Genomic DNA, 20,649 nt, shown 5'->3' on the forward strand with positions numbered 1-20,649 from the left:
AGGATTGCCGCTCATGCACACCCTGATTGTCCACTGCCACCCCGAAGCGCGCTCGTTCAACGCCGCGCTGCGCGACACCGCCGCTCGAACGATGCGCGGCCTTGGCCACGACGTTGACGTCTCGGATCTCTATGCGATGGGCTTCGACCCGGTCGAAGCGTCGCGTCATTATCGAAACCGCGCGAACCCAGACATGTTTTCAGCGCTGGTCGAACAACGCCATGCAAGTATGCATGGCACGCTGCCCGACGACGTGAGCCGGGAGATCGCCCGCCTCCGCAAAGCCGACCTCGTGATCTTCCAGTTTCCGATCTGGTGGCACGCGCAGCCCGCGATGCTGAAGGGATGGTTCGATCGCGTGTTCGTCAACGGCGGCCTATACACGGGCAGCCGGCGCTACGACCGTGGCCAGTTCCACGGCCGGCGTGCGATGTGCTCGGTCACGACAGGCGCGCCGGCTGCGACCTTCGGCCCGGAAGGACGCAGCGGCAATATCAACCTGCTGCTGTGGCCGATCCACTATTCGCTCCATTACATGGGCTATTCGGTGCTTGAGCCGGTGCTCGCTCACGGCGTGCAGGACGCGCGTGGCGGCTTCTCGTATCGCGACGATGCGGCACTGGCCGCCGAACTGGCTGCGCACCACGATCGTCTCGCGCAACGCCTGTCGAACTGGCAAACCGATGTGCCGCTCCGGTTTCCCGGCTGGAACGATTGGGACGAGCACGGCGTGCTCAAGTCGGGAATCGATGAATACGATCGCTTCGTCAGCGGCACGGCATGATGCAAAGGATGCTCGACGATCTGCTCGGGGAGGTATCGCCGGCGGATGCGGAGGAAACTTACAATCGGAATCTAGCGCTAACTGCTCGCATGGCATAACGCCAAACTCGCAGTCCCCGACAAACCCGGGGTGACGAACTACTATGTGGCACTATCACGCCAGCCATGCGCTCGCACGCGGCGCCGAACTCACGGCTCTGTGCGCGACAGTCTGCGCTACGCGTCGATCGTAACGACCTCGATGTATCTTTGTGGTGACGATCTCAAGCGCTCTCGGAGTCTCATCTATACGTTAATCGGCTGGAACCCCGGCGATATAAGGCACTTCATTCCACGTGCCATCACCGTGCTAAAAAGTCCCAACTTTAGTAGATATTCGTATCAATTTTAGTTCGTTTGACACGTGTACTCTATGCGTATGGCGATAGTCGAGGTGACAGGGAAATGCTCGCGCTTGCCGATCATGCGTGGTTGCGCGGCCACGGCGAAATGCCTCTCATCGATACAGAGCAGAAGGGACGCCGGGCGGCGCCAATCATCTTGGCCGACCGGCCATGCTGCTTGACGCTATCCAGGACGCCGCGTTAGTCCCGGCATTCTCCCTTAACGTACGAAAAAGTCCGTTTCTTGAGGGCACCCCATGAAGCCCGTGAAAAGCGGCACGCCGCCGATGCGCAGATACGCGGGCTCCGGATAGAGCCACGACCCGACCGCCGTCTTGAACAGCTCCATGCAGGTTCCCGCGACATGGAACAGCAGGATCACCTTGACCTCGCTCCACGCCTCGAGACGCAGGCGCACGAGCACGATCTGGATCGCCACGGCCGACAGGGTCAGCATGTCGTAGCGGGGCAGCGGGGCGGAAGCGGGATACCAGAGATGCGTGGCGATCAGCAGCGCGACCATCAGGCCGCCGAACAGGCAAACCCACGCCTGCTTCAACCCGAACACGAGGAAGGTGCGCAACGCATCGGACAGGCGTCCGTGCTTGCCGCACGCGTCGACCAACCGCGACGCGAGCGCCTCGATGCGCCGTTCCGCGCGGGCCGGGTCGAGTCCGGCGCTCAGGCGACGGATCGCGATTGAACGGATCGCGTCCGGCGGGCGGCCGCGCGCGCGACGCGGCGGCGGCGGTGGCCGCGCGCGTCAGCGATCATGCGATCCGGCCGGTTTCGCGCCGCACGCGCGCAGGATCATCTTCACCACTTCCTCGGTCGTCGCGTCGAAGGCTTTCGCGGAGAGGGCGCGCTTGCCCGCCAGCGCGTGGATCTGGGCATCGAAATCCGCGTAGTGCTGGGTGGTCGCCCAGATCATGAACAGCAGCGTCTTCGGGTCGACCGGTTCGAGCAGGCCGCGCGCGATCCAGCTGTCGATCAGCGCGACGCGCGTATCCATCCACGGCTTCACGCGCTGCTGCAGGATGTCCTGCATGTGCGCCGCGCCGCTGATGATTTCGTTGGCCCACACCTTCGAACCGAACGGCCGCCGGCGCGACAGCGCCATCTTCGCGCGGACGTATCCGCCGAGCGCCGCGACGGGATCGTCGCCGATGTCGAACGTGTCGGCGGCCCGGTGCCAGTCCTCGAACAGGTCGTCGAGCACGCGCCGGTACAGTGCGAGCTTGGTCGGGAAGTAGTAGTGCAGGTTCGCCTTCGGCAGTTCCGCGCGCTCGGCGATCAGCGCGGTGCTGGCGCCCTCGAAGCCGCGTTCGGCGAATACGGCTTCCGCGCAAGCGAGCAGGTGCGCCTCGTTGAGTTCGCGGATGTGTGCCTTGCGGCGCCGTTCGCTCGCCTGCGTGGCGGCCGGCCGATGGGTCTGGCCGGCGGGCGGAGCCGGGGGCGTCGTCGAATCGTCGTCTTGCATGAGGCGAGCGGAGAAGAGGTGGGCGGACGGATGCGGCATGCTGTCGCGTATTGTAGACGCGCAGGGGCGGGGGCGGTTCGAGCCGGAACGGTAGCGGGTCGCCGGACGTTCCGGCGGCCTGGGGCCGGGCGCGCGGCCAACGAAAACGTCGCGGTCCGTCTAGAATCGAGCCCGCCGCGAGGGCGGCCCCGCTTACGGATTTCATTGAAAGGATTGGCATGATCACGCTTCGACCCATGACCCGCGACGATTTTCCGCGTTTCTGGCCCATTTTTCGCGCGGTGGTGGGTGCCCGGGACACCTATGCCTATGACCCCGGGATGACCCAGGAAGCCGCGCGGGCTCTGTGGATGGACGTGCCGCTCTGCACCTGGGTGGCGGAGCGGGACGGCGAGCTGCTCGGCTCGTACTATCTGAAGCCGAACGCGGCGGGCCCCGGCGGGCACGTGGGCAATTGCGGGTACATGGTGAGCGAGGCGGCGCGCCGCCTGGGCGTGGGCCAGCGGATGTGCGAGCACTCGCAGGACGTCGCGCGCGAGCATGGTTTTCTCGCGCTGCAGTTCAATTCGGTGGTGGCCACCAACGAGCCCGCCGTGGCGCTGTGGCAGAAGATGGGCTTCGTCGTGATCGGCCGCGTGCCGGGGGCGTACCGCCATGCGCGGCATGGCCTGGTCGACTGCCTCGTGATGCACAAATGGCTCGTCGAGCCGAAATGAGTGTCGTGCCGGGGCGGGGGTGGCCGTGCGGCCGGGCAGGCGCGCGTGGTGCGCGGCGGCCTCGGCCGCCGGCGGTGCATCGCGATCCGGTCAGACGGTGAATCCGCCGTCGAAGATCACGTGATCGTCCAAGGCCAGCGTTCCCGCGCTGAAGATGAGATCCAGATGATGGCTGCCCTGCGCGCCGCCGCCCATCCCCAGATGCAGGCCCGGATGGCGTTCCTCGAAGCCGGCGTTGCGCCCGTACAGCCCCTTGATTCCGAGGTTGGTGCCGATCCCGAACTCCTCCACCTTGCGATGATTCTCGTGGCGCTCGAGATACGCGGAGAAATCGGCGCGGAAGCCCGGATGATCGCTGTCGAAATCGACCACGACGCTGTCCTCGATGTGCAGCACCGCCAGCCGCTCCGCGACCTTGTACTTGACGGCAAACGGGATGGTGCTGAGAAAGGTGCCGCTGAAGACGATCGAGCCGTGCAGATCGGTGACGTGCGTTGCGATTTCGCCGGGCACGACGTCCAGGTTGCCCATGCCGTCGACGCTGGTCCATTTTTGCGCGGGCGCCAGCGAGCCGGTCAATGCGTTGCCCGTTTCGTCGACGAAGCGGACCCGCGACGCGCGGCTCGCGATCTCGATCAGCTGGCCGTTGCGCGCGGCGATGGCGTCCAGCGATTCCTCGAACGCTTCGTCCAGATGGGACCCGTAATCCTTGAACAGCACCGACTTGCTCCAGTGCTCGACGATGGCCGGCCGGATCGCGGCGAGGAACGGCGGGCCGCTCGGGGAGGGCGTCGGCAGGCAGGACGAGTCGTATAGCAGCACGAACAGATCGGATCGGCCGATCGATTCCACGATGTCGGCGGGCGCGGTGCTTTCCAGGCAGAGCGTTGCGGGCTCGAACGAGGCGGGCATCGTCGAGAACGCGCGCAGCGCGGTATCGCGATTGCGCGTGTCGTAGCCGACCAGGAGGCGCACCCTGTTGCCGTGCCCGAGCTTGTCGCGTATGGCGGGATGGTAGCTAAGCGCGCGATGCAGATTCAGCATGCGTAACTCCGGAGGCGGCACGGGAGACGGGCTCCCGTGCGCAGTCGAAAGGACGGACTCAGACCGGCCACAGCGCGGTGCCGAACGGCACCACGGCATCCTCGACCATCATGTCGACGGCCTGGGGATGCGTGTCTTCAGCCATCCACTCGAGCAATTCGATCTGCTGTTCCTGGCGTTCCTTCATGTCAATCCTCCTGGTGGTATCCACACAAGTCATCCAGCATGAAAAAGAGCGGCGTTTCCGCCGCCGTTGCCTACCCGGCGCATTCGGTTGCGCCTTGTAAGGTTGTGTCAGATTACTTTGTGATTTTTGTAAGTGCAATCGAATGAGCGAGGGCTAGGGGATAATCCTTATTTAATGATGCTGATTTGAGTATCTATGACTGGCGTGTCAAATTTGGATGGAATTAATTACCTTTTAATTGAATTGTTTAATTTGAATTGTCGATGGAATTGTTTCGACGAATTCAACTGCCGATCGCGATCTCCCCGGCGGAGCGCGGAGCGGGGAGGTCGCACTCAGGTGGCCGCCGGATAGTGGCGTGCGGGGATCATGTTGCGTGTTGCCGGGTGCTCGGCACAGCGTTGGGGGAACGTGTTTTTCGCGCCGGAGAGGAATATTTTTCGATTGTTTATGGAATAAGTGATGGTCGATGGATGGGAATTTGTTTGGCCGGTGAATGAAATGAATTTGTTTAGTGATTTTTTATAAACTGACTAAAAATAAAGCGGACGGTTTTGAAATGGCCGATGCATTGCTTGAAATTCCCTGCCGGCACGCTGCGTCGAATCGGGCAGAAGCCGTTTGAATTCCGGCGAGGATGAAGCGCGGGATCGGCGCGATTGCGGCGGTGCGGAAACGGAAGAATCCCGGCCGCTCTCCAGGCTGCTTTCGCCGCATCGCCGACCGAGTCGTGCAGCCTTCGCGAGGTGCCCGGCGTCGATCCGAAAACCGGTACGGGGTCGAATGGCGGATGACCGATTCCGCATGCCGGATACGCGAAGGCGCCCATGCGGATGCGGCCTGCATTCGATTAGATGTTCACCTTCAAACAGCGGTCAACGCGAAAGGGATGTGCTATCAATGATAGGCCGTCCGCCGTTCAAAAATAGTAGATGCCCCAATATATAGGATTACAAAATGATAAGGAGACGTACGATGACGCCGCCCGGTTTCCGATGAGGCCAACGAGGGGTATGACCGCTGCGCCGAGCACACTCGATGAACGCAGGTTGCCCCGGTTCCCCGGACAGGCCTGCGCGTAACGGCGACACCGCGCCCGCACCACCGGCATCCCGGATGCGTGGGGCCAGCGGAAACAGGATCGCCGACTCTACCTTGGAGAGATTTCATATGGGCCTGAAACACCGCATATTGGCGATCGCGGCGGCGGCTGCCGCGACCATGCTGGCAATCGCCGGTCCGGCATCGAGTGCGCACGCCGCACCCGTGACCGATCCGTTCTATACCTACACCGGCAGCACGCCGCTGGCATCGATTCCATTGGGCACCGTGCTCAAGACGCGCAACGTGCTTTACCACGTGGCGGGGATCCCGACCGTGGTGACGGCACAGCAGTTGCTGTATCGCACCAATAACGCGCAGAAGCAGCCCGTCGTCAATGTGACGTCGGTCATTCAGAGCCTGGTCAGCAACGGTCAGGCGATCTCCTACCAGTCGGCCTACGACTCGCTGAACCCCGCCGACGAACCGTCGCAGGTCATTGCCGGAGACCGCTCGCTGGGCGGCCTCCTCTACAGCGGCGAATCGATTCCGCTGTCGGCGCTGCTGCTGTTGGGCTACAACATCATCGTGCCCGACACGGAAGGCGAAACGGCGGACTTCGCGGCCGGTCCCGAGTACGGGATGACCACCCTCGACTCGGTGCGCGCCGCGCTCAATACGCCTTCCACCGGACTGAGTCCGTCCAGCAAGGTAGCGCTGATCGGCTACTCCGGCGGCGCGATCGCCACCAACTGGGCCGCGCAGCTCGCGCCGAGCTATGCGCCCGACATCAATGCGCAACTCGTCGGCGCGGCCGAGGGCGGGGTGCTCGTCGATCCCGCGCACAACCTGCATTACGTCGACGGCAGCCTCGTGTGGGGCGGTGTCGCGGCGGCGGCGCTGGTCGGTCTCACGCGTGCCTACAATTTCGACCTGACGCCCTATCTCAACAGCACGGGCGTGGCGTTGTTCAGCCAGATCCAGGATCAGTCGCTGATCCAGATCCTGCCGAGCCACGTCGGCTTGCGTTGGGAGACGCTGCTCAAGCCGCAATACGCGGGCGACATCAACAGCATTCCGGCCTACGTGCAGTACGCGAACCAGGTGAACGCCGGGCTGGCGCCGTCGCCGACGATCCCGATGTACATCAGCCAGGGCACCGCGGGCGTGCTCAACGGCACCTTCAGCAGCCAGACCGGCGACGGCGTGATGCTGGCAGGCGACGTGCGCGCGCTGGCGCAGAAGTTCTGCGCCAGCGGCGTCCCGGTGCAGTACACCGAATATCCGCTCGAACACGCGGCGACCGCCGTGGCTTGGGCGGCCGGGATGCTGCCGTGGGTGTACGACCGCTTCGCCGGAAAATCCGCGCCCGGCAACTGCGCGTGGATCGCCACGCTGCCGAGCAATTCGCTGGCGGCCGAGACGGTTCATTAAGTCAGGTTCACGGCGTCGAGCGGTCCGAGGCAGTCGGAACGAATGCCTCGGACCGCGTTCGCATGAGACGCGTCGTTCACGCAGGCCGATTTTTCGGCAGCGACAGCGGGATCGCTTCCCGCGAAGCGGCCCCCCGATCCTCGATTGCCGCGCCTCGCATGTCGCCCGGCTCCGGCTCCGGCTCCGCGCGTTGCGGGGCGCACATCGGGGCGCCGAAACGCGCGGAGCCGTCAGTGACGTTGATCCCTGCCGAGGATGCATCGAATCCACCGGATTGATAGCCCGGCGCAATCGTCGATTTCCGCTCCCGATCCCGGTCGTTCCGAACCGGTCCGATCCGCTTCCGCTTTGTTTTTTGACACGTTGTATTCGGCATGCCGATGCGCTATAACCTGACCATTCGGACAGGATTTGAACGACAGGTCGCACCGTTTTTATAAGACACATAAGAAATCAGGGCCGTGCAGGTGCGGCCTGTCCCCATTCAGAACCCGAATGCCCGTTCCGCGCGAATGGCCGGTCGCCGCCCGTCGCGATGACGAAGTGTCGAGCATGAAGGAGAGGTGCAGATGACTGTGATGACCGAAGTCGCACTGGCCGCATCGATCAAGGTGGACGGCAAGCGCCTGTGGAACAGCCTGATGGAGATGGCGAAGATCGGCGCGACCGCGAAAGGCGGCGTCTGCCGGCTCGCGCTGACCGATCTCGACAAGGCCGGCCGCGATCTGATCGTCGGTTGGGCCAAAGCCGCCGGATGCACGGTGAGCGTCGACCGGATGGGCAACGTGTTCATGCGCCGCCAGGGCCGCAACGACGCGCTGGCGCCCGTCGTCACCGGCTCGCATGCCGACTCGCAGCCGACCGGCGGCCGTTTCGACGGCATCTACGGCGTGCTCGGCGGGCTCGAAGTGATCCGCACGCTGAACGATCTCGGCATCGAGACCGAGCACCCGATCGAAGCGGTGATCTGGACCAACGAGGAGGGCTCGCGCTTCGCGCCCGCGATGGTGGCGTCGGGTGTGTTCGCGGGCGTGTTCACGCTCGACTACGGCCTGTCCCGGCAGGATGTCGACGGCAAGACGATCGGCGACGAACTGCAGCGGATCGGCTACGCGGGCGACGTGCCGTGCGGCGGCCGGCCGCTTCATGCCGCGTTCGAACTGCACATCGAGCAGGGGCCGATCCTGGAGGCCGAACGGAAAACGATCGGCGTCGTCACCGATGCGCAGGGGCAGCGCTGGTACGAGGTGGTGCTGACGGGCCAGGAAGCGCACGCGGGACCGACGCCGATGCCGCGCCGCCGCGATGCGCTGCTGGGCGCATCGCGCGTCGTGCAGCTCGTCAACGAAATCGGCCTGCGCCACGCGCCGCTCGCGTGCGCGACGGTCGGCATGATGCAGGTCCATCCCAATTCACGCAACGTGATCCCGGGCCGCGTGTTCTTCACCGTCGATTTTCGTCATCCGCAGGACGACGTGCTTGCGAAGATGGACGCCGAGCTGCGCGAGGGCATCGCGCGGATCGCCGCCGACGGCAGGCTCGACGCGCAGGTCGACCAGATCTTCTATTACGCGCCCGTCGCATTCGACGCCGCCTGTGTGCGCTCGGTGCGCGCGGCGGCCGAGCGGTTCGGCTACTCGCACCGCGACATGGTGTCGGGCGCGGGGCACGACGCATGCTATCTGTCGCAGGTCGCGCCGACGTCGATGGTGTTCGTGCCGTGCGTCGACGGGATCAGCCACAACGAGATCGAGGACGCGACGCCCGAGTGGATCGAGGCGGGCGCGAACGTATTGCTGCACGCGATGCTGGAGCGCGCGTCCGAGCCCGGCTAGGCAAGACCGGGCGCGCGAGCCGCGCGAATTTTTCACAGGTTGTCCGACCGTTGCGGTATCCGGCCTTCGCGGGCCGGACGCCGGGTGCGCACGCGCGCCCGGTTCATACGATTACAACAGGAGTCCCCCATGTCCTGGAAAGCAACCGGCGATGTCGCCGAAGGCCGCCTGTCGGCCGCGCAACTTGCCTGCAATTTCGCGGACGTCGCGCCCCCGCTCGACGCCGGCGCGGCGCGCGTCGCCGCCGATCGCTGCCACTACTGCTACGACGCGCCGTGCATCGCGGCCTGTCCAACCGGCATCGACATCCCGAGCTTTATCCGCAAGATCGGCAACGGCAACCTGCAGGGCGCCGCGCACGACATCCTGTCGGCCAATCCGCTCGGCGGCATGTGCGCGCGGGTCTGCCCGACCGAGATCCTGTGCGAGGGCGCCTGCGTGCGCAATCATCAGGATGGCGAACCGGTGGCGATCGGCGCGCTGCAGCGCCACGCGACCGACTGGCAGATGGCGCGCGAACAGGCGGGCGGCAAGCCGTTGTTCGCGCGGGCGGCGGACACGGGGCGCCGCGTCGCGGTGGTCGGCGCCGGGCCGGCGGGTCTCGCGTGCGCGCACGCGCTGGCGCGCGACGGCCATCGCGTGACGATCCTCGATGCGCGCGACAAGGCGGGCGGCCTCAACGAATACGGTATCGCCGCCTACAAGACCGTCGAGCGCTTCGCGCAGCACGAGATCGACTGGCTGCTGTCGATCGGCGGCATCGAATGGCAGGCCGGGCAGGCGCTCGGCCGGGATGTCACGCTTGCGCAACTGCGCGAGCGCTTCGACGCCGTGTTTCTCGGGCTCGGGCTGGCGGGCGTTAAGGCGCTCGGCATCGAGGGCGAACAGCTCGACGGCGTGCGCGACGCGGTGGCGTTCATCGAGCAGCTGCGGCAAGCGGACGACCTCGCGCGGCTGCCGGTCGGGCGGCGGGTGATCGTGATCGGCGGGGGCAATACCGCCGTCGATGCGGCGGTGCAGAGCCGCAAGCTCGGCGCGCAGGCCGTCACGATCGCATACCGTCGCGGCGTCGAGCAGATGAGCGCGACCTGGGCCGAACGCGAATTCGCGCAGCAGAGCGGCGTCACGCTGATCGAATGGGCGCGGCCGCTGCGGATCGTCGGCGACGACGACGGCCGGGCGCACGCGGTCGAATTCGCCGTGACGCGCGAGACCTCGGCGGGCCTGCTCGAAGCGACGGGCGATACGTTCCGGGTCGAGGCGGACGTCGTGCTGAAGGCGATCGGCCAGCACTACACGCTCGCGCAGCCCGACCAGACGCTCGCGCTCGACGGCGGCCGCATCGCGGTCGACCCGGACGGCGCGACCTCGATCGCCGGCGTGTGGGCCGGCGGCGACTGCACGAATCACGCGGCGATCGACCTGACCGTGCAGGCGGTGCAGGACGGCAAGCTCGCCGCGCACGCGATCACGCATTTCCTGAGCCGCTGACCGTATCCGCCGCGCGCCCGCGCCGGCGCGTCCGACATCATTCCAGGAGGCCCGTCATGGCCGATCTTCGCTGTTCGATTGCCGGTATCCGTTCTCCCAATCCGTTCTGGCTCGCGTCCGCGCCGCCGACCGACAAGGCCTACAACGTCAACCGCGCATTCGAGGCCGGCTGGGGCGGCGTCGTGTGGAAGACGCTCGGGCTCGATCCGCACGTGGTCAACGTCAGCTCGCGCTACGGCGCGACGTCGTATAACGGCCAGCGGATGGCCGGACTCAACAACATCGAACTGATCACCGACCGGCCGCTCGACGTGAACCTGAAGGAAATCGCGCAGGTGAAGCGCGACTGGCCGGACCGGGCGGTGATCGTGTCGCTGATGGTGCCGTGCAACGAGACCGACTGGAAATGGATCCTGCCGCTCGTCGAGGACACCGGCGCCGATGCGGTCGAACTGAACTTCGGCTGCCCGCACGGGATGAGCGAGCGCGGGATGGGCGCGGCGGTCGGGCAGGTGCCCGAGTACGTCGAGATGGTCACGCGCTGGGTGAAGGAAGGCAGCCGCCTGCCGTGCCTGGTGAAGCTCACGCCGAACATCAGCGACATCCGGACCAGCGCGCGCGCGGCGAAGGCGGGCGGCGCGGACGGCGTGTCGCTGATCAACACGATCAATTCGATCGTGTCGGTCGACCTGGACCAGATGGCGCCGCAGCCGACCGTCGACGGCAAGGGCACGCACGGCGGCTATTGCGGACCGGCGGTGAAGCCGATCGCGCTCAACATGGTGGCCGAGATCGCGCGCGATCCGGCCACGGCCGGCCTGCCGATCTCGGGGATCGGCGGCATCTCGAACTGGCGCGACGCCGCCGAATTCATCGTGCTGGGCTCCGGTTCGGTTCAGGTCTGCACCGCCGCGATGCATTACGGCTTCCGGATCGTCGACGACATGATCGACGGCCTGTCGAACTGGATGGACGACAAGGGCTACGCGTCGCTCGATGCGATCCGCGGCCGCGCGGTGCCGAACGTCACCGACTGGCAATACCTGAATCTCCGGTACGACATCAAGGCGCGCATCGACCAGTCGCGCTGCATCCAGTGCGGGCTGTGCCACATCGCGTGCGAGGACACGTCGCATCAGGCGATCACGGCGACCCGGGACGGCGTGCGCCACTTCGACGTGGTCGAGGCGAACTGCGTCGGGTGCAATTTGTGCTTGCATGTCTGTCCGGTCGACGCGTGCATCACGATGGAGCGCGTCGATCAGGGCGCGTACGCCAACTGGACGACGCATCCGAACAATCCCGCGCGCGCCGCCTAGGCGCTCGCCGGTCCGGCGGCCCGCGGCGTGACGCGGAACGTTTCTCAGCAGGGAGCGGTACATGAGTCATTCAGCGGTCTCCGGCGATGCGCAGGCGCAGATACCGGCCAGCGGCCTGTTCAACGAGGATCTCGCGCCGACGGGCGCCGCGCAGCGCACCTGGCGCTGGCACCATTTCGCGGCGCTGTGGGTCGGCATGGTGATGAACATCGCGTCGTACATGCTCGCGGCCGGGCTGACCGAGCAGGGCATGTCGCCGCTGCAGGCGGTGCTGACCGTGCTGCTCGGCAACCTGATCGTGCTTGCGCCGATGGTGCTGATCGGCCACGCGGGGGCGAAGTACGGGATTCCGTACGCGGTGCTGGTGCGGACCTCGTTCGGCACGCAGGGCGCGAAGCTGCCCGCGCTGCTGCGCGCGATCGTCGCGTGCGGCTGGTACGGCATCCAGACCTGGCTCGGCGGCAGCGCGATCTACACGCTGCTCAACATCCTGACCGGCAACGCGCTGCACGGCGACGTGCTGCCGCTGCTGGGCATCTCGCCCGGTCAGGCCGCGTGCTTCCTCGGCTTCTGGGCGCTGCAGCTGTACTTCGTGGTGAACGGTACGGAGTCGATCCGCTGGCTCGAAAGCGGGTCGGCGCCGATCAAGATCGTGATGTGCGCGGTGCTGGTCTGGTGGGCGTGCTCGAAGGCGGGCGGCGTCGGCTCGATGCTGTCGCAGCCTTCGCAGTTCGTCGCGGGCGGCAAGAAGGCCGGCCTGTTCTGGGCGACGTTCTGGCCGAGCCTCACCGCGATGGTCGGGTTCTGGGCGACGCTCGCGCTCAACATCCCCGACTTCACGCGTTTCGCGAAAACGCAGCGTGATCAGATGATCGGCCAGACCCTCGGCCTGCCGGTGCCGATGGCGCTGCTGTCGGTGGTGTCGGTGGTGGTGACGTCGGCGACGGTCGTGATCTACGGCAAGGCGATCTGGGATCCGATCGACCTCGCGAGCCGGATGGAAGGGATCGGGGTCGGCATTGCGCTGGTGATCCTCACGCTCGATACGATGTGCTGCAATCTCGCGGCGAACCTGGTCGGTCCCGCTTACGATTTTTCGAGCCTGTGGCCGCGCGCGATCTCTTACCGCACCGGCGGCCTGATGACGGCGGGCCTCGCGATCGTGATGATGCCGTGGAAGATCCTCGCGACCACCGAAGGCTACATCTTCACCTGGCTGATCGGCTATTCGGCGCTGCTCGGGCCGGTGGCGGGGATCATGGTGGTCGACTATTTCCTGATTCGCCGCACCCGCATCGACACCGCGCAGCTGTTCGACGCGCGCGGCGAATATGCGTATGCGGGCGGCTGGAATATCGCTGCCGTGGCCGCGCTCGCGCTCGGCGTGCTACCCAACCTGCCGGGCTTTCTGCACGAAGCGTTTCCCTCGGCTTTCCCCGGCGTGCCGGTGGTGTTCGTCGGCCTGTACACCTATGCGTGGTTCGTCGGACTCGTGATCGCGGCCTGCGTCTACGGCGTGCTGATGACGTTCATGCAGCGGCCGAGGTCCGCCGCTGATTCAATCTACACGGAGACATCATGACGATATTGATTCGAGGCGGCACGGTGGTCGATGCGAACCTGAGCGTCCGCGCGGACGTGCTGTGTGCGTCGAGCGATGCGGGCGGCGCGATTCTCGCGGTCGGTCCCGATCTCGACGCGCCGGCCGGCGCGACGATCGTCGACGCGAGCGGGCAGTACGTGATGCCCGGCGGCATCGATCCGCATACGCACATGGAGCTGCCGTTCATGGGCACGACCGCGAGCGACGACTTCTATACCGGCACGGCGGCCGGGCTCGCGGGCGGCACGACGTCGATCATCGATTTCGTGATTCCGAGCCCGAAGCAGCCGCTGATGGACGCGTTCCGCGAATGGCGCGGCTGGGCGGAGAAGGCGGCGGCGGACTACGGCTTTCACGTCGCGGTCACGTGGTGGGACGAATCGGTGCATCGCGACATGGGCGAGCTGGTGCACGAGCACGGCGTGTCGAGCTTCAAGCACTTCATGGCGTACAAGAACGCGATCATGGCGGACGACGAAATTCTCGTGAACAGCTTCACGCGCGCGTTCGAGCTGGGCGCGCTGCCGACCGTGCACGCGGAGAACGGCGAGCTGGTGTTCCAGCTGCAGCGCGCGCTGCTCGCGCGCGGGATCACGGGGCCGGAGGCGCATCCGCTGTCGCGGCCGCCGGCGGTCGAGGGGGAAGCCGCGAATCGCGCGATTCGGATCGCGCAGGTGCTGGGCGTGCCGGTCTACATCGTGCACGTGTCGGCCAAGGATGCGCTCGACGTGATCACGCGCGCGCGGGCGGAAGGGCAGCGCGTGTTCGGCGAGGTGCTGGCCGGACATCTGGTGATCGACGAGTCGGTCTATCGCGACCCCGACTGGACGCGCGCGGCGGCGCACGTGATGAGCCCGCCGTTTCGCACCCAGGAGCATCGCGACGCGCTGTGGCGCGGGCTGCAATCGGGCAACCTGCATACGACGGCCACCGATCACTGCGTGTTCTGCGCATCGCAGAAGGCGATGGGCCGCGAGGATTTCAGCCGGATTCCGAACGGCTGCGGCGGCGTCGAGGACCGGATGTCGATCCTGTGGGACCAGGGCGTCAATACCGGACGGCTCACGCCGAACGAATTCGTGCGGGTGACGTCGACCCACGCCGCGCAGATCTTCAACCTGTATCCGCGCAAGGGCACGGTCGCGGTGGGTGCGGATGCGGACCTGGTCGTCTGGGATCCGCAGGCGACGCGGACCATCTCGGTCAATACTCATCACCAGAAGGTCGACTTCAACGTGTTCGAGGGGATGACGGTGCGCGGCGTCGCGACGCATACGGTGTCGCAGGGTGAACTGGTCTGGGCGGACGGGGATCTGCGCGCGCGGCGCGGCGCGGGGCGCTATCTGAAGCGTCCGGCGAATCCCGGCTACTTCGATTCGATGCGCACGCAGAACCAGTTGCACGATGCGAGGCCGGTGACGCGCGACGCGTGAGCGGGGATCGCGTCCGGGCGCGGGGGCGGTGCCGGTCAGGGGGCGGCATGTGCCGCCCGAAGCGGGCATCGGGTGATGCGGCAGTGTTCGCGCGGAGGGCGTCGGGACGCGGCCCGGAAGGGGCTGCCCCCGGCCGCCCGACCATGCCTGCTCAGCCGCGCCGCGCGACCAACTCGGAGACGGTCTGCGCGGCCTGCAGCAGCGGTTCGAGAAACGCCTTCACCATCTGTTTCGCGGTATGCCGCTGCGCGTTGCCGCTGATGTTCATCGCGGCGATCACCTGGCCGCGCCGGTTACGGATCGGCGCCGACAGCGAGATCAAGCCCGCCTCCAGTTCCTGATCGACGATCGCCCAGCCCTGGCGCCGCACCTGCGCGATCGCCTCCTTCAGCGCGGCGGGCTCGGTCAGCGTGCGCGGCGTGTAGGTGCGCGGCGGGCTTTGCGCGAGCGTCGCGTCGAGCGCCGCGTCGTCGAGCGCCGCCAGCAGCACCCGCCCCATCGACGTGCAGTACGCGGGCAGCCGGCTGCCGATCGACAGGTTGATGGTCATGATCTTGTGTGTCGGTACCCGCAGCACGTAGACGATCTCCGTGCGGTCGAGCACCGCCGCCGAGCAGCTTTCGTGGATCTGCGACGACAATTGCTCCATCACCGGCTCGGCGAGATTCCAGAACGGCATCGACGTCAGGTACGCGAAGCCGAGGTCGAGAATCTTCGGCGTGAGGCGGAACAGCCGGCCCTCGGCCTCGACGTAGCCGAGCGTCTGCAGGGTCAGCAGGATGCGGCGCGCGCCGGCGCGCGTCAGGCCGGTGGCGGCGGCGACCTCGGTGAGCGTCTGCTCGGGATGCGCCGCGTCGAAGGCGCGGATCACCCCGAGCCCGCGTGCGAACGACTGGACGTAGGAGTCGCCGGGTTTTGCCTGAAGGTCTGTGCTCATGGCCTGGTGGAAGTTCGTGCAGCCGTGAAGATAGCGCAAGGGGTCGGGTTGCGCCAACCCGCGGGATCCGGGGCATGCGCTTGACGCGCTCCGGCCGGCTCCCTATGATCGCAGAAACGTTCGATATTCGATCTTAAGTTCGTATAAAGAACAATTTTGGCGCGTGAAGGTCAGGCTGTCCATGACGGCCGGCGCGCCCGGTCCGATTCCACGGAGACAACCATGACCGAAGCATTTCTGTGTGACGCGATCCGCACGCCGATCGGGCGCTACGGCGGCGCGCTGTCGGCGGTGCGCGCCGACGATCTGGGCGCGGTGCCGCTGAAGGCGCTCGTCGAGCGCAACCGCGACGTCGACTGGTCCGCTGTCGACGACGTGATTTACGGCTGCGCGAACCAGGCGGGCGAGGACAATCGCAACGTCGCGCGGATGTCGCTGTTGCTCGCCGGATTGCCGCAGGGCGTGCCGGGTTCGACGATCAACCGTCTGTGCGGGTCCGGGATGGACGCGGTCGGCATCGCCGCGCGCGCGATCAAGTCCGGCGAGGCGGCGCTGATGCTGGCGGGCGGCGTCGAGAGCATGAGCCGCGCGCCGTTCGTGATGGGCAAGGCCACGAGCGCGTTCTCGCGACAGGCGGACATTTTCGATACGACGATCGGCTGGCGCTTCGTCAATCCGCTGATGAAGCAGCTGCACGGCGTCGATTCGATGCCGGAAACCGGCGAGAACGTCGCGACGGATTACGGGATCAGCCGCGAGGACCAGGACCGGTTCGCGCTGCGCAGCCAGCAGAAGGCGGCGCGTGCGCAGCAGGACGGCACGCTCGCGCAGGAGATCGTCGCGGTGACGATCGCGCAGAAGAAGGGCGACCCGCTCGTCGTGTCGCGCGACGAGCATCCGCGCGACACGTCGCTCGACACGCTGGCGAAACTGAAAGGCGTCGTGCGCCCTGACGGGACGGTGACGGCCGGCAACGCATCCGGCGTGAACGACGGCGCGGCCGCGCTGCTGCTCGCGAGCGAAGCCGCCGCGCGGCGTCACGGGCTCACGCCGCGCGCGCGCGTGCTGGGCATCGCGACGGCCGGCGTCGAGCCGCGGGTGATGGGCATCGGTCCCGCGCCGGCGACGCTAAAGCTGCTCGCGCGGCTCGGCATGACGATCGGCCAGTTCGACGTGATCGAACTCAACGAGGCGTTTGCGTCGCAGGGCCTCGCGGTGCTGCGGATGCTCGGCGTCGCGGACGACGATCCGCGCGTCAATCCGAACGGCGGCGCGATCGCGCTCGGCCATCCGCTCGGCGCCTCGGGCGCGCGGCTCGTGACGACCGCGCTGTACCAGCTGCAGCGCACGCAGGGCCGCTACGCGCTCTGCACGATGTGCATCGGCGTCGGACAGGGGATTGCGCTCGCGATCGAGCGTGTCTGAATGCCGATGGGCGGGCGGCGGCGCGACGGATCAGGCCGTCGCGCCTTCCAGATGCAGGTCTTCCGGCTCCAGCGCGAACAGCGCGGGGTCGGGCGACGCGCTCACCACGCAGCCGAGCCGCAGGTAGAAATCGATCGTATGCTGCGACGGCGTCGCGGAGATATAGAGCCGCCGCGCGCCCATCTCGCGCGCCTGCGCCTGCGCGCGGCGATACAGTTGCACGCCCAGCCCGCAGCCGCGCCAGTCGTGGCTCACATGCAGGAACTTCAATTGCAGCATGTCGCCGTCGGCGCCGAGCCGCCGGCTGTCGACGATCGTTGCGGCCACCAGCCGTTCGCCGTCGAACATGCCCCAGCACCAGCCGCCGCGATCGAAGCAGTCGAGCAGGATCGGGGTGTAGTGATCGGCTTCGCCCTCCGGCCAGCCGTCGACGTCGTAGAAGTCGGGCACGAGATGCAGCGCGCCGTCGCGCAGCGCGTACAGGTGATGGATGATCTCGCGGCGGTCGATGGTCCAGACGAGCGGAATGTCGCCGCGCGCGAGCGGCCGCGCGGCGAGCCGGGCGAGGTCCGAGGCGGTGCGGCGGGTCATGCCGGCGTTCGGTGTGCCGCGATGCCGTACATCAGCGGCAGGCGCGGCAGATAGTCGGGCGGCGCCATCCGGTGGCCGTCCAGTTCGCGCATGTCGTCGAAACCCTTCCAGCCGTTCGAGTACGGGTACTCGTTCAGGCATTCGATCGTCAGTCCCGCCGACACGAGCGCGTTGACCACGTCGCCGATGCCCCACATGAACTCGTAGCTCGGATGCGGGTTGACGAAATTCTCGACGCCGGGGTGGTCGTGCTGCGCGCCCAGCCCCGTGCCCGAATCCGCGACGTAATCGCCCACGCCTTGCGCCTCGCGAGTCGGCTCGTGCTTGAAGTAGTCGTAGTGCGGCTTCCAGTGCGCGTCGAAATACAGCGCGAACGGATGGAACTCGACCATCGCGAAACGGCCGCCGGGTGCGAGCAGTCCGGCGACGCCCCGCGCCCACGCGTGCAGGTCGGATAGCCAGCAGAGCGCGCCGTACGACGTGAAGACGCGATCGAAGCGCTCGCCGCGCGCGGCGGCCTCGGGCATCCAGTCGAGCACGTCGGCGCGTTCGAAGCGCGCGGGCAGCGCGGCGTCCGCCGACAGTCGGCGAGCGAAGCCGATCGCCTCGTCCGAGATGTCGACGCCGGTCACGTCCGCGCCGAGCCGTGCGAGGCTGAGCGAGTCTTGTCCCGCGTTGCATTGCAGATGCACGAGCCGCCGGCCGGCGACGTCGCCGAGCAGTTCCCGCTCTTCCGGAAACAGCGTCGAGCCGCCGGCGCGGAAGAAGGCGGCCTGATCGCCCTTGTGACTGTTGTGCGCAACCGTCGCGGCATTCCACGACAGTCGGTTGGATTCATGGAACGATGAGTTCATGGGTTTGACGATTCAATCGAAAAAGAGAAATCGTTTGCGTCGACATTTGAAAGCAATCGAATGTGAATTGCAAGGGCGCACCGGCGGCGCGGCTTTCCGGCAGGGGGTTGATCGAGATCAGCGACCCGGGAAACGTGGCGTTTTTCTTGCATGATTGGGTAATGTTTTCTGCCCGGCTGCCGTCAGTAAAGATGAGTCCCGTCGTAAAGCGATTCATCCCGCTTTTCGGCTGCCGAGAGTGAATCAATTTGACAAGCGGACATCAGATCCGCGCTTCGGAGCCCAGTGATGCGCAATAACCAGCCCGTTACCCAACAGGAATTCGAATTTCCCGACGAGATGACGTTGATGTCGACCACCGACGCCGACAGCATCGTTACCTACGCCAACACCGCGTTCGCGCAGATCAGCGGTTTCTCGAACGAGGAACTCGTCGGCGAGCCGCACAACCTGGTGCGGCATCCCGACATGCCGCGCGAAGCGTTTGCCGACATGTGGGCGACGCTCAAAGGCGGCGAGCCGTGGACCGCGCTCGTCAAGAACCGGCGCAAGAACGGCGATCACTACTGGGTGCGCGCCAACGCGATCCCGGTGATGCGCGGCGGCCGGCCCGAAGGCTATATGTCGGTGCGGACCAAGGCGCCGCGCGACGAGATCGAGGCCGCCGAAGCGCTGTACAAGGATTTCCGCGCGGGCAACGCGGGCCGCCGCGCGTTCCGCAAGGGCCTGGTTGTCCGCACGGGATGGCTGCGTGGCCTGTCGCTGCTGCAGACGATGCCGGTGCGCGTGCGGCTTCATGCGCCGCTCGCTGCGTTCGTGCCCGCGATGGCGGGCGCGGCGTGGGCGCTCGGGCTGTCGGGCGCGCCGCTGGCCGGTTTCGCGGGTATTGCCGCCGGCGCGGCCGCGCTGGCCGCGTGGTGGCTCGATGCGCAGATCGCGCAGCCGATCAGGGCGGTGCGCGATCAGGCGCTGCGCGTCGCGTCGGGCGAGAACCGCGACGGCGCGAGGATGAACCGGGTCGATGAAATCGGCATGACGCTGCGTACGATCAGTCAGCTGGGGCTGATGTTCCGCTGGCTGGTCGACGATGTCAGCGAGCAGGTGCGCAACGTGCAGCGCGCGAGCAACGAAATCGCGCAGGGCAACAACGACCTGAGCGCGCGTACCGAGCAGGCGGCGACGAGCGTGCAGCAGACCGCGGCATCGATGGCGGAGATGACCGCGACGGTCGAGAGCAATGCCGATACCGCGCTGCAGGCGAACGAGCTGTCGCGTTCGGCGAGCGGCGCGGCGCAGCGCGGCGGCACCGCGGTGCACGAGGTGGTGAGCACGATGAACGACATCACCGAAAGCTCGCGCCGGATCGCCGACATCATCGGGGTGATCGACGGGATCGCGTTCCAGACCAATATCCTCGCGCTCAATGCGGCGGTCGAGGCGGCGCGCGCGGGCGAACAGGGGCGCGGCTTCGCGGTGGTCGCGGGCGAGGTGCGGGCGCTGGCGCAGCGCAGCGCGAATGCGGCGAAGGAGATCAAGACCCTGATCGGCGCGAGCGTCGAGCGCGTGGCGTCCGGGGCGCGGCTGGTCGACGATGCGGGACAGATGATGGAGGACATCGTCGTGCAGGTGAAGCGGGTGTCGGATCTCATCGCGGAGATCAGCTCGTCGACCGCCGAGCAGGCGGCCGGCGTGTCGCAGGTCGACCAGGCTGTCGTGCATCTCGACAGCATCACGCAGCAGAACGCCGCGTTGGTCGAGCAGAGCACGGCGGCGTCCGAAAGTCTCAGGCAGCAGGCCGGGAGGCTGGTGGAGGCGGTGGGGGTGTTTCGGTGAGGGGGGCCTTTACTGCGGAGGGGGGGTGTCGGCGAACGTGTTCGGATATCGGTCTATGAGCGTCGCCCCTCCCCGGGGCGGGGGTCACTTTTCTTTGTCTTGCCAAAGAAAAGTAACCAAAAGAAAGGCGCTTTTCTGATCCAGGCTTCCGGTGCCCTCTTGAAACGGATTGGCCTAGCGCCTAAGTGTCCGCCACGATCAGAACGGGGATGGGTGCGCGCAGGCACCGTGACATCGCACCACGGAACGGCGTGGTATGC

Annotated in this window: 18 protein-coding genes and 2 pseudogenes; 11 read left to right on the forward strand and 9 right to left on the reverse strand. The window is 66.6% G+C overall.

Going from position 1 to position 20,649, the window contains the following annotated elements; translation table 11 throughout:
- The first annotated feature begins 13 nt into the window (after positions 1–13).
- A complete protein-coding gene (locus RZR99_RS14575) occupies positions 14–784 on the forward strand; it encodes an NAD(P)H-dependent oxidoreductase (RefSeq protein ID WP_323120483.1) in 771 nt (256 codons plus the stop codon).
- A gap of 407 nt (positions 785–1,191) precedes the next feature.
- Positions 1,192–1,284 (forward strand): annotated as a pseudogene (locus RZR99_RS14580) (HAD-IB family hydrolase); the annotation flags it as partial.
- A 138-nt stretch (positions 1,285–1,422) separates the two neighbouring features.
- On the opposite strand, the pseudogene RZR99_RS14585 reads toward RZR99_RS14580, so the two are convergent.
- Together RZR99_RS14585 and RZR99_RS14590 are read right to left on the reverse strand one after the other, a co-directional pair.
- Positions 1,423–1,851: pseudogene (locus RZR99_RS14585) on the reverse strand (DUF817 family protein); the annotation flags it as partial.
- A 78-nt stretch (positions 1,852–1,929) separates the two neighbouring features.
- Complete coding sequence (locus RZR99_RS14590; RefSeq protein ID WP_323120484.1) at positions 1,930–2,646, reverse strand: TetR/AcrR family transcriptional regulator; 717 nt, start codon at positions 2,644–2,646, stop codon at positions 1,930–1,932.
- Between the two features lie 218 nt (positions 2,647–2,864).
- On the opposite strand from RZR99_RS14590, the gene RZR99_RS14595 reads away from it, so the two are divergent.
- On the forward strand, positions 2,865–3,362 hold the full coding sequence (locus RZR99_RS14595) for a GNAT family N-acetyltransferase (protein WP_323120485.1): 498 nt from the start codon (positions 2,865–2,867) through the stop codon (positions 3,360–3,362).
- A gap of 90 nt (positions 3,363–3,452) precedes the next feature.
- On the opposite strand, the gene RZR99_RS14600 is transcribed toward RZR99_RS14595, so the two are convergent.
- The 3 genes from RZR99_RS14600 to RZR99_RS14610 form a co-directional block, all read right to left on the reverse strand.
- The gene (locus RZR99_RS14600; RefSeq protein ID WP_323120486.1) at positions 3,453–4,406 is read right to left on the reverse strand and encodes a M29 family metallopeptidase; all 954 of its coding nucleotides are present in this window, start codon (positions 4,404–4,406) and stop codon (positions 3,453–3,455) included.
- 58 nt (positions 4,407–4,464) lie between these two features.
- Entirely contained in the window at positions 4,465–4,593 is a 129-nt protein-coding gene (locus RZR99_RS14605) for a hypothetical protein (protein ID WP_323120487.1), read from the reverse strand.
- A gap of 511 nt (positions 4,594–5,104) precedes the next feature.
- Positions 5,105–5,422, reverse strand: coding sequence for a hypothetical protein (locus RZR99_RS14610; protein ID WP_323120488.1), 318 nt, complete (start codon positions 5,420–5,422; stop codon positions 5,105–5,107).
- A gap of 341 nt (positions 5,423–5,763) precedes the next feature.
- On the opposite strand from RZR99_RS14610, the gene RZR99_RS14615 reads away from it, so the two are divergent.
- From RZR99_RS14615 to hydA, 6 genes are all read left to right on the forward strand, one after another.
- Positions 5,764–7,068, forward strand: a complete 1,305-nt coding sequence (locus RZR99_RS14615; protein WP_323120489.1) for a lipase family protein — start codon at positions 5,764–5,766, stop codon at positions 7,066–7,068.
- A gap of 569 nt (positions 7,069–7,637) precedes the next feature.
- A complete protein-coding gene (locus RZR99_RS14620; protein WP_323120490.1) occupies positions 7,638–8,903 on the forward strand; it encodes a Zn-dependent hydrolase in 1,266 nt (421 codons plus the stop codon).
- Positions 8,904–9,032: 129 nt separating this feature from the next.
- Positions 9,033–10,394 (forward strand): NAD(P)-dependent oxidoreductase, encoded by a 1,362-nt coding sequence (locus RZR99_RS14625; RefSeq protein WP_323120491.1) that lies wholly within the window; start codon positions 9,033–9,035, stop codon positions 10,392–10,394.
- 56 nt (positions 10,395–10,450) lie between these two features.
- Positions 10,451–11,713: an NAD-dependent dihydropyrimidine dehydrogenase subunit PreA gene (gene preA / locus RZR99_RS14630; RefSeq protein WP_323120492.1), complete on the forward strand. Its 1,263-nt coding sequence runs from the start codon at positions 10,451–10,453 to the stop codon at positions 11,711–11,713.
- Positions 11,714–11,774: 61 nt separating this feature from the next.
- A complete protein-coding gene (locus RZR99_RS14635; protein WP_323120493.1) occupies positions 11,775–13,295 on the forward strand; it encodes an NCS1 family nucleobase:cation symporter-1 in 1,521 nt (506 codons plus the stop codon).
- On the forward strand, positions 13,292–14,749 hold the full coding sequence (gene hydA / locus RZR99_RS14640; RefSeq protein ID WP_323120494.1) for a dihydropyrimidinase: 1,458 nt from the start codon (positions 13,292–13,294) through the stop codon (positions 14,747–14,749). The genes RZR99_RS14635 and hydA overlap by 4 nt, the downstream gene beginning before the upstream one ends.
- 151 nt (positions 14,750–14,900) lie before the next feature.
- On the opposite strand, the gene RZR99_RS14645 is transcribed toward hydA, so the two are convergent.
- The gene (locus tag RZR99_RS14645; RefSeq protein WP_323120495.1) at positions 14,901–15,686 is read right to left on the reverse strand and encodes an IclR family transcriptional regulator; all 786 of its coding nucleotides are present in this window, start codon (positions 15,684–15,686) and stop codon (positions 14,901–14,903) included.
- A gap of 222 nt (positions 15,687–15,908) precedes the next feature.
- Between RZR99_RS14645 and pcaF the strand changes: the two genes are divergently transcribed.
- A complete protein-coding gene (pcaF, locus tag RZR99_RS14650) occupies positions 15,909–17,111 on the forward strand; it encodes a 3-oxoadipyl-CoA thiolase (RefSeq protein WP_323120496.1) in 1,203 nt (400 codons plus the stop codon).
- Positions 17,112–17,141: 30 nt separating this feature from the next.
- Here the strand turns inward: pcaF and RZR99_RS14655 are convergent, their stop codons facing one another.
- From RZR99_RS14655 to RZR99_RS14665, 3 genes are read right to left on the reverse strand one after another with little or no spacing between them, the layout of a single operon-like run.
- On the reverse strand, positions 17,142–17,702 hold the full coding sequence (locus RZR99_RS14655; protein WP_323120497.1) for a GNAT family N-acetyltransferase: 561 nt from the start codon (positions 17,700–17,702) through the stop codon (positions 17,142–17,144).
- Entirely contained in the window at positions 17,699–18,556 is an 858-nt protein-coding gene (locus tag RZR99_RS14660; RefSeq protein WP_323120498.1) for a class I SAM-dependent methyltransferase, read from the reverse strand. Before RZR99_RS14660 ends, RZR99_RS14655 begins: the two co-directional genes overlap by 4 nt.
- On the reverse strand, positions 18,537–18,773 hold the full coding sequence (locus tag RZR99_RS14665; protein WP_323120499.1) for a hypothetical protein: 237 nt from the start codon (positions 18,771–18,773) through the stop codon (positions 18,537–18,539). The genes RZR99_RS14660 and RZR99_RS14665 overlap by 20 nt, the downstream gene beginning before the upstream one ends.
- Positions 18,774–18,844: 71 nt before the next feature.
- Between RZR99_RS14665 and RZR99_RS14670 the strand changes: the two genes are divergently transcribed.
- Positions 18,845–20,389 (forward strand): methyl-accepting chemotaxis protein, encoded by a 1,545-nt coding sequence (locus tag RZR99_RS14670; protein ID WP_323120500.1) that lies wholly within the window; start codon positions 18,845–18,847, stop codon positions 20,387–20,389.
- The last annotated feature ends 260 nt before the right edge of the window (positions 20,390–20,649 follow it).

The organism is Burkholderia alba (genome assembly GCF_034721475.1).
Classification (GTDB): domain Bacteria; phylum Pseudomonadota; class Gammaproteobacteria; order Burkholderiales; family Burkholderiaceae; genus Burkholderia; species Burkholderia alba.

What these genes read in the sequence shown, in the direction of transcription:
- RZR99_RS14605 (WP_323120487.1), bottom strand. Translation starts at nt 4,593, where the DNA reads ATGAAGGAACGCCAGGAACAGCAGATCGAATTGCTCGAGTGGATGGCT.
- RZR99_RS14620 (WP_323120490.1), top strand. Translation starts at nt 7,638, where the DNA reads ATGACTGTGATGACCGAAGTCGCACTGGCCGCATCGATCAAGGTGGAC.
- RZR99_RS14600 (WP_323120486.1), bottom strand. Translation starts at nt 4,406, where the DNA reads ATGCTGAATCTGCATCGCGCGCTTAGCTACCATCCCGCCATACGCGAC.
- RZR99_RS14660 (WP_323120498.1), bottom strand. Translation starts at nt 18,556, where the DNA reads ATGAACTCATCGTTCCATGAATCCAACCGACTGTCGTGGAATGCCGCG.
- RZR99_RS14665 (WP_323120499.1), bottom strand. Translation starts at nt 18,773, where the DNA reads ATGAATCGCTTTACGACGGGACTCATCTTTACTGACGGCAGCCGGGCA.
- RZR99_RS14645 (WP_323120495.1), bottom strand. Translation starts at nt 15,686, where the DNA reads ATGAGCACAGACCTTCAGGCAAAACCCGGCGACTCCTACGTCCAGTCG.
- RZR99_RS14625 (WP_323120491.1), top strand. Translation starts at nt 9,033, where the DNA reads ATGTCCTGGAAAGCAACCGGCGATGTCGCCGAAGGCCGCCTGTCGGCC.
- RZR99_RS14655 (WP_323120497.1), bottom strand. Translation starts at nt 17,702, where the DNA reads ATGACCCGCCGCACCGCCTCGGACCTCGCCCGGCTCGCCGCGCGGCCG.
- pcaF (WP_323120496.1), top strand. Translation starts at nt 15,909, where the DNA reads ATGACCGAAGCATTTCTGTGTGACGCGATCCGCACGCCGATCGGGCGC.
- hydA (WP_323120494.1), top strand. Translation starts at nt 13,292, where the DNA reads ATGACGATATTGATTCGAGGCGGCACGGTGGTCGATGCGAACCTGAGC.
- RZR99_RS14575 (WP_323120483.1), top strand. Translation starts at nt 14, where the DNA reads ATGCACACCCTGATTGTCCACTGCCACCCCGAAGCGCGCTCGTTCAAC.
- RZR99_RS14615 (WP_323120489.1), top strand. Translation starts at nt 5,764, where the DNA reads ATGGGCCTGAAACACCGCATATTGGCGATCGCGGCGGCGGCTGCCGCG.
- RZR99_RS14595 (WP_323120485.1), top strand. Translation starts at nt 2,865, where the DNA reads ATGATCACGCTTCGACCCATGACCCGCGACGATTTTCCGCGTTTCTGG.
- preA (WP_323120492.1), top strand. Translation starts at nt 10,451, where the DNA reads ATGGCCGATCTTCGCTGTTCGATTGCCGGTATCCGTTCTCCCAATCCG.
- RZR99_RS14590 (WP_323120484.1), bottom strand. Translation starts at nt 2,646, where the DNA reads ATGCAAGACGACGATTCGACGACGCCCCCGGCTCCGCCCGCCGGCCAG.
- RZR99_RS14670 (WP_323120500.1), top strand. Translation starts at nt 18,845, where the DNA reads ATGCGCAATAACCAGCCCGTTACCCAACAGGAATTCGAATTTCCCGAC.
- RZR99_RS14610 (WP_323120488.1), bottom strand. Translation starts at nt 5,422, where the DNA reads ATGGGCGCCTTCGCGTATCCGGCATGCGGAATCGGTCATCCGCCATTC.
- RZR99_RS14635 (WP_323120493.1), top strand. Translation starts at nt 11,775, where the DNA reads ATGAGTCATTCAGCGGTCTCCGGCGATGCGCAGGCGCAGATACCGGCC.